The organism is Quyinboa ferrireducens (assembly GCF_042436675.1).
Lineage (GTDB): Bacteria > Bacteroidota > Bacteroidia > Bacteroidales > UBA5342 > JBHJHP01.
In genome coordinates this window covers 35703-50416 of the sequence record NZ_JBHMVA010000008.1, presented here as the reverse complement: position 1 = coordinate 50416, position 14714 = coordinate 35703, and the positions used below count along the sequence as shown (strand labels likewise).

The 14714-nt window shown below is 39.2% G+C and carries 8 protein-coding genes; all 8 read right to left on the bottom strand.

Features of this window, described 5'->3' with window-relative positions; genetic code table 11:
• Window positions 1-251: 251 nt before the first annotated feature.
• A complete protein-coding gene (locus ACE01N_RS12255; protein ID WP_380589186.1) occupies window positions 252-1916 on the bottom strand; it encodes a hypothetical protein in 1665 nt (554 codons plus the stop codon).
• A 29-nt stretch (window positions 1917-1945) separates the two neighbouring features.
• Window positions 1946-2821, bottom strand: coding sequence for a Calx-beta domain-containing protein (locus ACE01N_RS12250; protein ID WP_380589183.1), 876 nt, complete (start codon window positions 2819-2821; stop codon window positions 1946-1948).
• A gap of 27 nt (window positions 2822-2848) precedes the next feature.
• Complete coding sequence (locus ACE01N_RS12245) at window positions 2849-4282, bottom strand: RagB/SusD family nutrient uptake outer membrane protein (RefSeq protein ID WP_380589180.1); 1434 nt, start codon at window positions 4280-4282, stop codon at window positions 2849-2851.
• A gap of 33 nt (window positions 4283-4315) precedes the next feature.
• The gene (locus ACE01N_RS12240; RefSeq protein ID WP_380589177.1) at window positions 4316-7288 is read right to left on the bottom strand and encodes a SusC/RagA family TonB-linked outer membrane protein; all 2973 of its coding nucleotides are present in this window, start codon (window positions 7286-7288) and stop codon (window positions 4316-4318) included.
• Window positions 7289-7546: 258 nt separating this feature from the next.
• Window positions 7547-8899, bottom strand: coding sequence for a Calx-beta domain-containing protein (locus tag ACE01N_RS12235; protein ID WP_380589174.1), 1353 nt, complete (start codon window positions 8897-8899; stop codon window positions 7547-7549).
• 19 nt (window positions 8900-8918) lie between these two features.
• Window positions 8919-9890, bottom strand: coding sequence for a hypothetical protein (locus ACE01N_RS12230; RefSeq protein WP_380589171.1), 972 nt, complete (start codon window positions 9888-9890; stop codon window positions 8919-8921).
• An 18-nt stretch (window positions 9891-9908) separates the two neighbouring features.
• Complete coding sequence (locus ACE01N_RS12225) at window positions 9909-11348, bottom strand: SusD/RagB family nutrient-binding outer membrane lipoprotein (RefSeq protein WP_380589168.1); 1440 nt, start codon at window positions 11346-11348, stop codon at window positions 9909-9911.
• Between the two features lie 12 nt (window positions 11349-11360).
• Window positions 11361-14570 carry a SusC/RagA family TonB-linked outer membrane protein gene (locus ACE01N_RS12220; protein ID WP_380589165.1) on the bottom strand — a complete coding sequence of 1070 codons (3210 nt, stop codon included), beginning with the start codon at window positions 14568-14570 and terminating at the stop codon, window positions 11361-11363.
• Between the last annotated feature and the right edge of the window lie 144 nt (window positions 14571-14714).

The following is a 14714-nucleotide window of genomic DNA, read 5'->3' as shown; positions in this document are numbered from 1 at the left end:
TCAATCATATAAATCAAATTCAGATAAAAGAACTACATCTACAAAGAGCAACGGGATAGTAAAGAAAATATTATTTAAAATCTAAAATCCATAACGAAGTACGGGAATATTACCACTGATCTTATTTGCATCCTTGTAGGATTTGTTAGAAGATGTAACGTCACGTTACAATTACAGTCTCATTGATTTAAAAAGGGCGTTCGGATTGGAACGCCCTTTTTAATTATAAGTTAACTACAAAAATCTCACGATTATTTGTTGAATGTACGACCATTATACGGTTTAACATTCGATTTTACTGATTTCAATTTTTTCTCTACTGACAAGGAAGCCGACTTTGTTACCGTACGTGTCCAGGTTGACTCAGTATATACATCATACCATCCGTTAGCCTCAAGAAGATAATATCCCCACCATTGACTAGGCGAAGTTATTGTTCCTGCAGCAGGTACATTAAAGATAACAGGAGCAGAATCGTCTGCATTCACAAACAAAATAGTTTGTAATCCACTTTCACCGAAATCTACACCTTCCAGCAACACTTGTTCATCAGCAAGGGTAAGGGTTCCGCCAACAGGGTCAAAAACCGCTTTCACAACCGAACCAGAATCAACAAGATTTTTAATTAAAATAGTATCTGAATCAGCAGCTTTCTCAATAACAATATTCGATTCAGTCAACGGTCCATCCCAATAGCTGACAGCTTCAACATCGTAGGTACCTGTAATATCATCAACAGTGTAACCGTAACTATACAGATAATATCCTACAATATCTAATTCAGTATTTGTATTACCATACACATCTTCAAACGCATCTGCAGGCACAGAAAGATCTACTGTTGCCCCGCGGGCTGGTTCTTCGGGTAGCAGAAATACGGGAACACCGCCCGACAAACCCCACGTTGTAACATCAACCATGACCTTCTTCCCAGGTTGATTATATGTAACCAGTGGTACTGCACTTGTAATTCTCTTAGCCACAGTAACACCTTTGTCAGCCAAAGCAGGAATCATTAGGTCTCCCCACACAGCAAAAGTAGCCACTGAATCGGGGTTACTTTCTTCAAACTCGTTATGCAAATTCCACGCCTTGGTAGCTACACGCACAGTAATCCCCCGAGAAGGAACACCATTAACAAGCGTATCAGCTTTACCTACAAAAGCACTACAACCATTGCCTGCGAGATCAAGAACAGCGCCTTCCTCATATGTAACACTGGCGTAAGCACCAGCAGCAGCTCCAGGCAATTGAATAATTAAATCATTTCCTGATACTGACAATCCCCCTGCAGGTATTTCCATATCCTGTTGATTGAACTCCTCATAACCAGGTTCTACTATCAACGGGTTACTACCAGAAACAGTATTTTTTGCAAAGTAGGAAACATATACTTTACCCGTCCCCAAATTCAATGGTTCATGGAAAGAAAGTGTAACTGTGGTATCTTCAATTGCTACATTTTGCGGAGTAGGTTTACTACCATCGTCCAATGTACGAAACTGAACGTGTTTCACCACACCGTTAACACCATCAACACTTGATGCGACTGCATAAACCTGATATAAAGTAAACGGTGTAAGCCCCTCTACCGAAACTGAAGCCTCTGCTGCTTTAGCATACTCGGTAATACCATTTGCAACACCACTTACCTCTAACTTCAAAACCTGATCAGGAACTTCGAGAATAGTACTATCCACCAATTCTGACTTCACAAGAACCCATGAGTAGTACCCTGCTGTTCCTGCTGGTTTTACAGTAAAAGTGACATTATCGCCCTTATCTCCGGGAGTAACGCTGGTAATATCAATTGCCGGTGCCCCTGGAAGGGTCAACTGGGTTTCGTCTCCAAAATCGGTACACCCAGTAGCAATTAGCGCTAAAAAAGCTGTTATATATACAAAATATTTTTTCATTTCTTTGAAATTAAATTACGGTTTTCAAATTATTTCTTAACAAACACTCCATCAGCCTGATAGATATTATACCAACCAGCTGAAGTTGTAGTACCTTTGGTAAATGCCTGACTACCAAATTCATCTTGAATATGAATTGTTCCATCAGGATCAATTAAACCTGTTATTGATCCGCCATCTTCAATTTTTGTTGCACCGTCAGGTCCATAATATCCTTCCAGCAATACATCATAAGAAGAACTCTCCCTGGTTACCTGGCCTACAGGAATCTTGATCTCAGTTTTTTCAGCATTTACCATACCGTAAATGGGCGATGTAGCAGTTGACCCACCACTAACCATATTGGTTATCCAAACTTTATTCACATCTGAAACATCTTTGGCTAAAGCTACTGTCCACACCTCTTTTCCATTAAAATAGCTGGTAGCTGTTGCATCAAACTCACCAAGAATAAAAGCCAGAGGATGGTCAATGTCGGCAATAGTAACCCACATTGTGTCAATACTACCGGAATTCACGTTGCCTGGACTAGTTATGCGAACACCAAATTTCATGTCGCCGGTGAATACCCCAATGTGGCTCACAATATCAACTTCGATATTTTGTACAGCTTCATTTCCATCAAAATTCAGCACCGAGGCACCACCTTTCAGATTATAATCCCGGCCTTTTACAGCTGTGCTGTCAATAAAATCAAAAGAAACTGCTGAAGATAATCCAGACAGAGAAGTCAGACGCACTGGGATTTCCATTGTACCTGCATCTTCTGTTACTATCATGCTTTCAGAACTGAATGCCACAAATGCATTGGCATCGTCGAATTCTGGTGTCTCATTTAGTTCGCACGAGCTGAAGAAAAGTACAATGCCCGCTAAAAAGCTAATATAGATTGTTATTTTTTTCATCTTTATTCTATTTTACGCATTAATCTATCAATTGTCATATCCAGGATTCTGAACTAAATTTTCGTTCACATCCAGCTCGCGCTTGTTGATTGGCAGAGCCCAGTACTTACTGTCTGCCGGCACATTCTGGTTAATTGAAGAGCCGCTAAAATGCGTACGGGTAATGCTACCACCTGTACGGGCCAAATCGTACCAGTAATGCCCTTCCCATGCCAGTTCAAGACGGCGTTCAAACATTACATTCACTTGCGAAGGATTATCGTAAGGAGTAGCGCCACGGTGTTCACGAATGGTATTTATATCTCCCATCGCCGTAGCCCCGGATATTGTAGCTCCATGCGATAATGCTTCGGCCCTGTTCAGGTACATTTCACTCAGGCGGAGCACAATGGTATTGCTCACATCCGGAGTTCCCTTATCTTTACCTGCATACTTGGTCGTCCAATAAGTGGTTGGCGCTTTATCAGGGTTATTGATAAACATTTCACCCCTCACGTCACCTTCATCATAGAGCGACATCAGATCTTTGCTGGCAGCACAGTCGGCATAACCGTCAGGATTAGTTTCCCAGGTAATGGCATCCCAATATCCATCATAAGCATTGCTTTTCAAACCATATACTTCAAAAATAACTTCGCCTCCTTCACGGATGTCTTCTTTAAAAGCTGCCGCATATTCATCGGCTGTCCACATCGTAAATTCTTCATCATTAATTACTGTTGTAGCATAGTTAGCTGCTTTCTGCCATTCGCCCATGTACAGATATACACGTGAGAGTAATGCCTGTACAGCAGATTTACTAACTACCGCTCTGGCATCGGCCACCCCTTCGCGGGAATAATCAGGAGCGATGAGGTTTTCAGCCTCTGTCAGGTCTTTCACTATATTGTTATATACAGTTTCTACATTGTCACGCGCTGGTTTCCCTGCAGGGTCAGTTACATAAAGATAAGGTACCCCAAGAGCGGTTTTATCAACAGTATATTGTTTACCATACGTACGCACCAAATCGAAGTGTGCCAAAGCACGCAGGAATTGGCATTCTGCCTTAAGATTGTTAACATCCTGCTCTGTAACGCCATCTACACCGGCCTTGTCATCCAGATTTGCCAATACATTATTGACTGCAGAAATCACATAATAGGCAGTTCCCCATAAAGCAGGGGTACTGGTAGAAGTATAATTCAGGTTGTAAGATATAGTGTAACGTCCAGAATTAAGGTCCACATCACGGAAACCATTACCACTACGCATTTCTGCATCGAGTACAAACGATGCGCCATACCAGTTTGCTGAAACCAGCGGGGCGTAGGCACCAAAGGTAGCATCATTCAACCCTTGATAAGTAGCAAGTGTAAGTTCCGTACTCTGCGACATTACAGGTTCTTCAGTAAGAAAGTCTGTACAACTTGTAAAGAACAAAGTTGCCGCAACAAAACTTAATATGATTATATTTTTCATGTTCATTGTTTTCAAATGTTAAACTGATTATTATCAAAACGACAGATCAATCCCGGCTGTCACTGCTTTTGTCATAGGATAAATACCATATCCAATTCCATCAATACCGCGTTCAGGATCCCACCAGTCCACATCGTGGAAAGTAAATATATTCTGTGCGCTCACATATAACTTCAACCCACCAATTTTAGCTTTTTGTACTAATTTAGTTGGGAAAGTGTATGACAAAGTAACATCTTTCACGCGCATGAAATCCCCTTTCTGTAAAAAGCGGGTAGAACTAAAACTGTTGCTATTGGAAGCATTTCCTGCAACAGGTTTTGGATTCACTCCCGTATCGCCCGGTTTTTTCCAATAGTTAAGTGCTTCCCTTATCTGATTATTATTCATTTGCCCACCATCTGAAGACAGATAGCGCTTTTCGATAAGCAATACGTAATTACCGCCTTTAAATTCGAAAAATGCTCCAAGGTCAAAGCCTTTCCAAGACAGGTTTGTATTAAAACCACCTGTAAACTTAGGTTCGGGAGAATAATCGTAATTGTAAGCAGCTTTACTGTAATCATTGGAAATGTTTCCTGCCTCGTCATACCAAAGAGCTTCACCATTAGTAGGATCAACTCCGGCATAATCATAAAGGCGGAAAGTAAAAAGCGACTTACCAACTATGTGACGTAAACGACCATCTTCTGAATAAGCAATTTCCTGGTTATCTCCCAGTTCCAGAATTTTAGTTTTATTGAAGGAAATATTTCCTCCTATACTCCATTCCAGATCACGGGTATGCAGTATTCTATAATCCAACTGAAGTTCAATCCCACTGTTATCAAGCGACCCAATATTCAGAAAGTTGGAAGAAAAACCTGTAGTTTGCGGCACGTTTTTGTCCAAAAGCATATCAGTGGTTTTACGCTTATAAACATCGATATTACCATCCAGATTTTTGAAGAAGGTAAAATCAAGACCAACGTTCCAGGATCCGTTCTTTTCCCATGAAAGGTTTGGGTTTTCAGGACGTGACGGACGCATACCGGTTGTTCCGTTATAGGCTGCGCTTGCATATACGCCGTAAGCCCTGTAAGGGCCAATATTGTTGTTTCCACTAAGCCCGTAGCTGGCGCGCAGTTTCAGAAGATCAACAAATGAAAGGCCATCCATAAACGATTCATTATGGATATTCCACGATGCACCTACAGAATAAAATGTCCCCCACTTAGTATTGCTTCCAAAAAGAGAACTTCCATCCGTACGTACAGAAGCCTGTAAAAAGTACCTGTCAGCATAATTGTAGTCCAGCATTCCAAAAAATGACAGCAAGGTACGCGCGTCGTAACCTTGTTCTGCTTCAATGCTTCCAGGTGTTCCTGTCTGCACATAGGGAATATCCGGATTAACACCAGGGGCATAAACAAACTGGTATGCGCTTGTGTGCTTCATGGCTTCCTGGCCCAACAGAACACGTAAACTGTGATCATTAAACAGCATATCTTTGTATTCAGCGGTATTTGATGTTGTCAGCCTTTGATATTTGTTCATAGTCGTTTGCAGCGTAGCATCTCCTTCATTTGTTTCAGGCGACCAGTAACGGCGTCCTTCACCATTAATTGTTTCAATTGCGTTGGTAGTTTTGAGAGTTACCTGCTTAACAGGCTTCCACTGCAAATAGAAATTTCCCATCAACTGATAGGCCTTACCCCACTGATCATCGTATGCCGCAGTTGCACGTGGATTGGTTCTACTGTTTTCGGCAATGTCCACATTATGTTTCCCATCTGCTGTGTATGCAGGTGTCCATGGTAAAATCATCATACCTGCAAATACAGGGTTAGAATAGTAAAGGCTTTGCATAGGAACATCCATCCCATCCATATAAGCCACGTTTACACGGGCTCCACTCTCAAGAGTACTAGTTAACTTATAGTCGGCATTGAGACGCCCTGTTATTTTGTTCAACCCTACACCATAAAACACACCATCGGTATTATTGTAGTTCATTGATGTATAATACTTGCCTTTGGCATTACTGCCGGATGCACTAACTTCATACTCCTCAATTGTTCCATAGCGTGTTAAGTGGTCCATCCAATTGGTAAGCGGACGGCTCAGTAATTCTTTTGGGCGATAGTAGGTATCCGTTGGGTTGTCCGGATTTCCACCTGCATTGATAACAGCATCTCTCTGGTATTGGAGAAGCTGTGCTGCATTCATAATTCCAAAACCATTGTCGTTTGCCAACCACGAAGTACCGTATTTTGCCCTCGCTGAAAAACTTGTTTTTCCATCTTTGCCACTTTTAGTGGTAATAAGTACAACACCATTAGCAGCACGGCTACCATAAATAGAAGCTGCAGCAGCATCTTTTAACACAGTTATACTCTCAATATCATTAGGGTTTAGTGAAGCCAGGGCGTTTCCTGTATTCAAAAAATCATTGGTATTGCCGGTAACCACCGGTATACCGTCAACAACCCATAAAGGATTGTTACCTGCATTAATAGATGATGTTCCGCGGATACGTATATCCGAGTGAGCACCGGGCTGTCCTGAATTGGAAGTTACAGACACACCGGCCATTTTTCCGTTCAGGGCCTTGTCAACAGAAACCACAGGGGCCTCGGCAATTTCTGCACCGCTCACCGTACCTACTGCACCGGTCTTAGCTTCCCGGTTTGTTATACCATAAGCAACCACCATCACCTCCTCAAGACCTACATCTCCTGCACTCAATGTTACATCAATCTTGGTCTTTCCTGCAATTTCAACTTCTACAGTTTGCATTCCAACGAAAGAATACATCAAAATTTTAGCATCAGAAGGAACCTGGATTGAATATTTACCATCTACATCAGAGATGGTACCAAGGGTAGTCCCTTTAACCTGAATGGTAACTCCTGGTAAGGTACCGCCATCCTCTGAATAGACTGTACCTGTAATCTGTTTAGTTTGTGCATTAACGAATGCCATAACACAAAACAACCAGGTAAACATTAGTAATAGCTTTCTCATAAAACTTGATTTTAATTATTAAATTACCTTGTTTAGTTAATCGTCTTTAAGCAAAATTAATAAAATTTATTATTATCAGACCATGTATTACCCTTTTTATAAGCTAAACAAAAACTTTAACAAATTAATTGCTTATTCTGACTTATCATCTGAAATCTATAAATTTCCAATGAAAAATCTGGGTTTAAACAAACTTAAAAGGAGAACTGTCTATAAACAGTTCTCCTCATTTTAATTACACAATCATTTAAATATTTATCACCTACGAGGTTTTACAGTTAAGACAGATGATGTGTTGTTACCTGTTCTCTCAATAATAGACGCTGATTTTTCCACATTAGGATTCAATGTAATTTCAGCTGTGAAATAAGGAGTAGACATATATCCGTTATCAAAACACCATTGTCCAGGATCAAATCCTTCCTGATCAAGTACGTATTCCAATGTTATTACCGGATAATCTCCACTATTATCATAATATCCCTTTCCTGAAACCGTATAAGGATATTCATCACCATCATAAAGAGTTGTAAATATATATTGACTTTCGATATGAACCGAATCATTCTCGTCAATAGTATATATTACATTCCCTTCATCAATAATTTCTTCACCCCAAAAATCGTACATCCAACCAGCATTTATTCCATACATCAACATTCCGTCACAACTTTCTATTGTTTCTATTTCACTTGGATATCCAAATTCCGTATCCGTTCCAAACCATGGAGTCCGTGCTGGTTTTTCACCTAATTTTTCAATAGTATAGGAATTACCTGCCTTAACTACTTTAGCTAAAATAAAATAATTTAAGTCACAAATATATCCTGTATTTATAGCAGCAGGAAAATCAAATGCGTATTCATCAATCACCCCAAGTTGTGCAAATGAAACCTCAAGATTTAAATCACGTACAGGCGAAGCCATTGCATCATAAAAATCAGCAACAATCAAATACTCACCATCATCCATAGTTCCTGGCATAACAAATGTTTCAAAACTGCCACCATCTGCCCCGTCAATTATTTCAGTGTATGGATTATTTGTGATTAACAATCTCATGTCGGCTAATGCAGTTGGATCAATCTCAGTCCCAGTATCATCAGTGGTAGGAGTGGCAGCAGCCCAACTCAGACCAATAGTCAAATCATCAACTGTAAGGTTCTTGATTGTAAACTCAACTGTAAGCGGAGTTAAAGAAGCATTTGCTGTTTCCTCATCGCCAATCTGAATTGTTAATGTTTCATCATCTTCAATAACCGCATCGCTCAGAATCTTAATGTTTCCTTTACCACTTGTTGATCCTGCAGGAATAACAACTGTTCCTGTAAGTTCATAATCGTCAGCAGATGCTGTCCCATCAACCTGGGCAACAGCTAAATGAACATCAACAATCTGCGGCTCGCTTAGAGTAACCGTAAACTCATATTTCTCATCGTTCTCAACCAAAACAACCGGACTGGTAAACCCAGGAGTGATGGTTATCGTTGGCGATTTTACTTTCAAGGTACTGTATCCGGTATTATCCTCTTTATTACAACTAACGACGAGAAGTCCGAATACAACCAGCAAAGTAACTAAATACAATAATTTATTATTTTTTGCTTTCATAATCTGTTTGTTAAAAATATTATTCAACTATTTTTTCCAATAATTGATGGAATACCCTAGGACCTGAACCTGCAGTATAATAACCAAAAGTCATTTCTAACCGGTCCTTTCCATTGACATCGTCCAAAATAACGTAATCTGTATCATCACAATGAATATCTTCTGGTCTATCAGCAGCCATTATAGCAAAATCTGCCGGATTTGTTTCACAGGTAATAAATGGTTGATCGTTACCCGTTTGAGCTACACCATTCCATTCTGCAGGATACGTAATTTTTAACGTAGCCGGATCAACCTGAAAATACCATTCATTCCCATCAAATGGTCCAAAGTATTCTAATACTTTGTATGTAATAGCATCAACCGATTCAATAATTGTTTCTGATGGCCAGTCTGATGTAAAATAGAACCACTCGACTGTTCCGGTATACCTTCCATATGCGCAGCTAATTGGCCTATATTTGCCCGCAAAACGTGTTGCGACTGTAGTTTTGGCTGTCTTATTTTGAACAACTGAACGAGAATCATCAGTATAAGATACTACTCTAAACTCCCAATAATCTCCAATCTGATACTCTGCATCGTTGGTAGGAAGTGAGTTATCATTTACAGTTAATCCCTCAATTAAATCATTCAAATAATAATCAAATGAAATTGTTGAACCTTCATCCGTATTAGAGATATCAAATGTCTTAAACAATACTTCATTTGATACGGCTGCCTCCATAGCGGTTGAATCCTCTTCAGTTGGTGCAGGAACCATAGTATGAAAAGATTTATAAACCTCAACTTTATTAGTTTTCACTGTACCCTGATAGACTTTTAAACTACTGGTATAAGGCCCTGAATTACCTACAACATAGTTGGTAGAAAGGTTTAACAAATCAACTAACCCCCCTTCAACTTCTTTTATTTCAAATTCACTTTTATCACAGGCAGGTATTACCAGTAATGAGAAAAGTAATATGTATAATAATTTATTAATTTTCATAATTATTCAATTTTATTGTTAATTCATCCACCAGACCTTCGTTGTTAAATCGTCTCCTCCAATTTGCGCAGCAGCGGCATCGTAGTTGACTTTATTAACAGAAGACTCATTCGACTCATACCTCAAACGGCTTGGGATTTGATCGATATAACCATCCTGAGCAGGAGTTAATCCAGGTTGTTTGGTTCTTCTCCATTCAGTCCATGCTTCAAATCCCTGAGAGAACAGAGCAATCCATTTCTGTGTTCCAATTCTTTCCATTGCTATAGCAGGATCGTAAGCAAAAACATTTTTCCCTACATAATCGTTTGCTACATCGGCCAAACCATTTTCAACGAGTGAATTAAGAACAGCCTGATCAAAATATGCTTCTGCGGCTGTTTCTCCTCCTGAGATATATTCTTTATGAGCAGCCTCAGCCATAAGGAATAAAAGCTCTGTATATGAAATAAAATAACCTGGCTGAGTTGGATCAAGATACTTTTCACCTATTGAAGAAACATCATCATAACCGTAACCTGGTAAAGGTGATTCCTCATAACCAGAAGGTTTACCAACATATTCGCCACTATTTACTGCCGGCTGTGCGTATACCTCCAGTCTTGGATCAGAATTCGCTTTCAAATATTCTACTAAAGTCTGGGCTAACTTAAATTCGCCCCTGCCTCCGTCAACGATGGTTTCAAACACTGGATTAGCATTAGGTGACGTAGAGAGAAAGTTCAGCTTAGCTTCATTATCAACAGATGTGAATAATTTACCACCATCAACAAGTGCCTGAAGCTCACCGCTAACATCAACTTTTGCAGAAATCCTCATCAAGGATCTGAACTTTAACGAAGCAGCAAAACGTACCCATTTTGAAGCATCGCCTTCGTACAAAATATCCATGCTTGGATCTGTTGTTCCATTTCCTGATTCCAGTAAAGGAATGGCCTGATCAATCAGCCCCAAAACGCCATTATAAACAGATTGCTGACTATCGTAAACCGGAGAAAAATTTCCTTCGGAAGCCCCCAGAAGCGCTTCACTAAACGGAACATCTCCATACAAATCCGTTATTTGTGCAAAACAATAGGCTTTAATAACCAGTGCTATCCCCTGGTTAACTTCATTTCCTTCGGCTTCTGCCAGTAATTGCATCTGATTTGCCTGGGAAGCAGCAATGTAAAATCTGTTCCAAAGGTTATCCATTGTAGCGATACGTGGTCTGTATCTTTCAGGGTCATTGTATTGAACCATGGATATATGTTGTACCCAGGTTTCACCATGTTCAAGACCGTTAAAAGTTGAATACATCTCATTAGCGATGTTCCTGATAGCCGTACCAATCAACATACTTGAAGGAAGTACTACTGGATCATCAACATTGGCGTTAATCTCCTCAAAGTTTTTATCACAGCTCATCATCATGCCTGCTGTAATAAAAAACACTAATATATATTTTATCATTTTCATCTTATGTACAATTTAAAATTTTACATTTAAACCTGCACCTATACTCCTGGCAGAAGGCAACTGACCAAACTCCATTCCCTGCAAACCATTTGAGCTATCAAATCCTGTTTCAGGATCAATATGTGGCGCTTTTTTGTATAGTAATGCCAAGTTTCTACCAATTAAAGAAACACTAACACCTTGCAAACCTATTTTGGTTACCAATGATTTTGGAAGATTATAGGATAATGCTACCTGACGTAGTTTTATGTAAGAAGCGTCAAAAACAGAAGTTTCAACGATATCGGCAGTATAGGTATTATGATTATAGTTTTCTGCGCTCACAACAACATTGTTAGGGACATAATTACCATCTCCATCGAGCATAACACCCTCTCCAACCAAACCTGTTTCGCGACCAAGCAGAGTCTCTTTAAGCACACCTGCAGTTCTGCCCCAGGTTGTGGTCATAGAATAAACGTCACCCCCCATTTTAGCATCAACTAATGTATTTAATGACAAGCCTTTGTACTTAATATCAAGATTTATCCCTCCTGTCCAATCAGGTTGAATGTCTCCTAACACAATATTTTCGGCTGTAGCCACAGGCAAACCATTTTCAAATATTACTTCACCAGAAGGAGATCTTTCAAGACCTGTACCTACGATAACACCGTAAGGATAACCTTCCCGGGCTTCAAGGTTCATGTACCACTGACCACCAAGCACAAGAGTTTCCTGATTATTTTCGTCATCTTTTCCGGCTTTAATAACCATGTTATTATTCTTTGCAAAGTTGATATTTAAATCAACCGAAAAATCTTGAGCTTCAATTACAGTACCTCCTAACTCAATTTCCACACCTTTATTGCTAATTTCTCCAATGTTGTCCCATACAGAAGAAACTCCGGAAGCAGAAGAAACCTGTACTGGAATAACCAAGTCGGTACTTGTTGAATTATAATACGTAAAATTCAACCAAAGTCTGTTCCTAAACATTTTCAATTCCAAACCGCCTTCTAAACTTTTTTGCGTCTGAGGTTTAATATTCGTATTGTTTAAAGTTGTAGGAAATTGTCCGAATGTAGTACTACCCCAAGGTGATGAAGATAATGAATACACCGGTAATATATCGGATACGCCTAACGGTCCAAATCCGCCTACTTCAGCCCAACCTCCACGAACCTTCAAATAAGTAAGTGTGCTGGATTCAATCTGCAATGCATCTGTTAAAACGGCACTTAAGTTGACTGAAGGATAGAAGAATGAATTATTATTTAGTGGTAAAACACTAGCCCAATCATTTCTTCCAGTAGCACTCAGGAACAAATATTCTTTAAATGCTAATTCAGCCGTACCAAAGACACTGTTGATCTCACTTTGCCCATGATTATTAAAACTAACCATAGAAGTCCCTGCTTTCATGTTACCTAAATTATATAAATCAGGTAGTTCCAACTGTACAGCTCTATAATCCCAGGTAGTTTTTCTATGCATTCTACTTACACCCAAACTGGCAACTAGTTTAAAATCGGAGTTAACTGCCTTATTGAAATTAAGCATAAAATCAGAATTATATTCAGAAAACGATGTTTCATCTTCGTCATAAAAACCATCCTGTCCCGATCTGTTAAATGCAGATCCGAATCTCCAATAAGTTGGGGCATCACCGGCACTTCCTTTTGCCCATCGTACACTGGTCTTAGTAACATAATTGTCCATACCAAAATGTCCACTTGCACTCAACCAATTAGTTATATCATATGATAATCCAACATTACCAATATAACGGTTTTTATTAAAAACATTCTTATTAACTTCCAACTGCCAATATGGGTTATTTTGGAACGCCGTATTCCAGCTAATAGGCAAAGTTCCTGCTCCATATGTTGATCCTGGCAATGCAGTTGGTAAATTTCTCCAATCTTTCAGTGCTTGCAAATCTACGTTACGACCTGACCAGATTGTTTGTTGTACAACATTAGATCCGTCATAACCCGAGTTAGGAAGATTGTCACTACTTGAATTAATAAATTTGAATCCAAAATTAGCATGTAACTTTTCAGATAAATCGTGTGTTCCTGCTACATTTACATTTACCTTTTTGAAATCGGTAAAAGGAATCATACCCTTTTGATCGCTATAACCTGCATCTATCCTAAATGTTGTGGTTTCAGAACCACCGGATAATGCAACATTAGTTTTTGAAGTTACACCCGTTTCGTAAAAATCTCTCACATTATTAGGATGTGAAACCCATGGTTCTGGTTGTGGATTATCCGGATTATTAATATATGATGTGAATTGCATAAAATTCAAACCAATATCAAGCGGAGGTCCCCAGCTTTCATCAACACCACCATCACCTGATGTCCCATTTATATACTGAAAAAAATCTTTGCTTGATCCCTGTCCATAAGAATTTTGAAAATCAGGTAATACCAACGGCTCCTCAAATGTAATAGTTTGGTTAATCTCTACACCCAAAGCTTTACTTTTTTCACCTTTTTTGGTTGTTATCACAATCACACCATTCGAAGCTCTAATCCCATAAAGTGCAGCTGCGTTTGGGCCCTTTAAAACATTGATTGTCTCAATACTATTAGGATCAAGATCTGCTACACCATTTGGTAAGTCAAAACCACCATTACTCGTGGTTGTTCCATCATTATCATTGGATATTGGAACTCCATCAACAATAAATAAAGGTTGGACATTACCGTAAATTGAAGTTGCTCCCCTTAAAATAATACGGGAAGATGAACCAACAGCACCGGAACTATTTGTTATTTGTACACCTGCAATCCTTCCTGATAAAGAATTTACAAGGTTAGCCTCAGGAGCTTCATTAAGTTGTTCTCCTGCAACTGCCTGAGTTGAATAACCCAAAGATTTTTCGCTACGCTTAATACCTAAGGCCGTTACAACTACTTCGTCAATCGAAACCTGAGAAGGTTTAAGTGTTACATCAATCGTGGTTTTCCCAGCAATCTCAACATCCTGCGGTTGCATACCCACAAAAGAAAATGTTAACGCTGTTGCATCATCGGGAACCTGAATTGAATATTTACCATCAGCATCGGAGATGGTACCAAGGGTTGTACCTTTCACCTGGATGGTCACACCAGGTAAAGTACCTCCATCCTCTGAAGAATAAACAGTACCTGAAATCTGTTTGGTTTGTGCACTAACAATAGCCACTACACAAAACAACCAGGTAAACATTAGTAATAGCTTTCTCATAAAACTTGATTTTAATTATTAAATTACTAAAAATAAAAATATTAGACTGTGTAAAAATCTTGCTCTAAGCTTATAAATAACTTTTTGATACTTTGGTTTTGAATAATTTCATTTTTAAAACAATTCCCTATTAACATATTTTCA

Coding starts and splice junctions, on each gene's coding strand:
- ACE01N_RS12235 (WP_380589174.1), bottom strand. CDS start 8,899: ATGAAAGCAAAAAATAATAAATTATTGTATTTAGTTACTTTGCTGGTT.
- ACE01N_RS12220 (WP_380589165.1), bottom strand. CDS start 14,570: ATGAGAAAGCTATTACTAATGTTTACCTGGTTGTTTTGTGTAGTGGCT.
- ACE01N_RS12230 (WP_380589171.1), bottom strand. CDS start 9,890: ATGAAAATTAATAAATTATTATACATATTACTTTTCTCATTACTGGTA.
- ACE01N_RS12240 (WP_380589177.1), bottom strand. CDS start 7,288: ATGAGAAAGCTATTACTAATGTTTACCTGGTTGTTTTGTGTTATGGCA.
- ACE01N_RS12255 (WP_380589186.1), bottom strand. CDS start 1,916: ATGAAAAAATATTTTGTATATATAACAGCTTTTTTAGCGCTAATTGCT.
- ACE01N_RS12250 (WP_380589183.1), bottom strand. CDS start 2,821: ATGAAAAAAATAACAATCTATATTAGCTTTTTAGCGGGCATTGTACTT.
- ACE01N_RS12245 (WP_380589180.1), bottom strand. CDS start 4,282: ATGAAAAATATAATCATATTAAGTTTTGTTGCGGCAACTTTGTTCTTT.
- ACE01N_RS12225 (WP_380589168.1), bottom strand. CDS start 11,348: ATGAAAATGATAAAATATATATTAGTGTTTTTTATTACAGCAGGCATG.